Here is a 1,552-nt window from a genome sequence, read left to right as displayed (position 1 = left end):
GGTTCGAGCTGCCAGACCCGCACCGGTCCGCCGAGCCGGCCGGCCAGCGCGAGCGCCTGTCGCTCATTGCCGGCGGCGCCGTCGGTGATCACCCAGCAGGTCGTCGTTGTTTCCGGCATGGACAGTTTCTGCACGAAGGGCGGGCATTGTAGAGCGCAGTTCACCAATCTGTTTTCGGCGGGCACAATGACCCGCTTTTCACCTCAACCTACACTGCGCGTCCTCAGGATAGCCGCGGTCGCTGCCAGGAAGATTCATGTCGCACACTCCCATTGACGCCGCCGCTCTCGACCAGCTGTTCAACGAAGCCCGCACGTTCCGCGGATCGGACCGGGCCTGGCTCGACCGCCCCGTGACCGACGACCAGCTCGCGCGGATCTACGATCTCGCGAAGATGGCGCCGACCAGCGCGAACTGCTCGCCCGCGCGCATCGTGTTCATCCGCTCGCCCGAGGCCAAGGCGCTGCTGCAGCGCACGCTCGACGGCGGCAACGTCGCGCAGACCATGGCCGCGCCGGTCACCGCGCTGATCGGCAGCGACTACGCGTTCTACGAACACATGGATTTCCTGTTTCCGAACACCGGCGCGCGCTCGTGGTTCGAAGGCAAGCCCGAGGTCATCCACAACACCGCGTTCCGCAACGCCTCGCTGCAGGGCGCCTATCTGATCATCGCCGCGCGCGCGCTCGGGCTCGACTGCGGTCCGATGTCCGGCTTCAACAACGCGCTCGCCGACGAGCTGTTCTTCCCGGGCACGCAGGTCAAGTCCAATTTCCTCGTCAACATCGGTTACGGCAATCCCGCCGTCCTGAAACCGCGCAATCCTCGCTTCAGTTTCGATCAGGCCTGCCGCATCGCCTGACCCGCAGTACCACCTACCCGGAGGTTCTTCATGATTCGCAAGCTCGCTCTCGCTGCAGCCCTGACTGCCGCCTCGTTCGCCGCCGGCGCCGCCGACAAGTACGAGTTCGACGGCAACCACACCAACGTCGTGTTCTCGTGGACGCATTTCGGTCTGTCGAATCCGTCGGCGCGCTTCTCCAAGGTCGAGGGCGAAGTGCTGCTCGACACGGCCGACCTGACCAAGTCGTCAGTCTCGGTCACGATCCCCGTCGACAGCCTGCGCACCGACGTGCCGAAATTCGACGAGCACCTGCGCAGCGGCGACTTCTTCGATCTCGCGAAGTTCCCGACCGCGACGTTCAAGAGCACGAAGGTCGAGAAGGCCGGCGACAACAAGCTCAAGGTCACCGGCGACCTGACGATCCACGGCGTCACCAAGCCGGCCGTGCTCGACGTGACCGTCAACAAGATCGGCGACCACCCGATGGCCAAGAAGCCGGCCGCGGGCTTCGACGCGTGGACGACGGTCAAGCGTTCCGACTTCGGCATGGGCAACTACGTGCCGAACGTGAGCGACGAGGTGAAGATCCACATCACGACCGAAACGCTGAAGGCCGGCGAGAAGAAGGCCGGCTGATCGTCGCGTCGGCGTCCATCTGCTGCTGACGAAGGCCCCGCTCGCGGGGCCTTCTTTTTTGGGGAGTAGACT

General features: G+C 64.9%; 2 protein-coding genes. Both read left to right on the top strand.

From position 1 onward, the window contains the following. The first annotated feature begins 256 nt into the window (after positions 1–256). A complete protein-coding gene (locus VLF18_RS00985) occupies positions 257–862 on the top strand; it encodes a malonic semialdehyde reductase (protein WP_325277746.1) in 606 nt (201 codons plus the stop codon). A gap of 30 nt (positions 863–892) precedes the next feature. Next, entirely contained in the window at positions 893–1,480 is a 588-nt protein-coding gene (locus VLF18_RS00980; protein ID WP_325277745.1) for a YceI family protein, read from the top strand. Positions 1,481–1,552 lie beyond the last annotated feature (72 nt).

It is taken from the genome of Tahibacter sp. (genome assembly GCF_035481375.1).
Classification (GTDB): domain Bacteria; phylum Pseudomonadota; class Gammaproteobacteria; order Xanthomonadales; family Rhodanobacteraceae; genus Tahibacter.
This window is presented reverse-complemented; position numbering and strand designations above follow the sequence as displayed.

Coding starts and splice junctions, on each gene's coding strand:
- VLF18_RS00985 (WP_325277746.1), top strand. CDS start 257: ATGTCGCACACTCCCATTGACGCCGCCGCTCTCGACCAGCTGTTCAAC.
- VLF18_RS00980 (WP_325277745.1), top strand. CDS start 893: ATGATTCGCAAGCTCGCTCTCGCTGCAGCCCTGACTGCCGCCTCGTTC.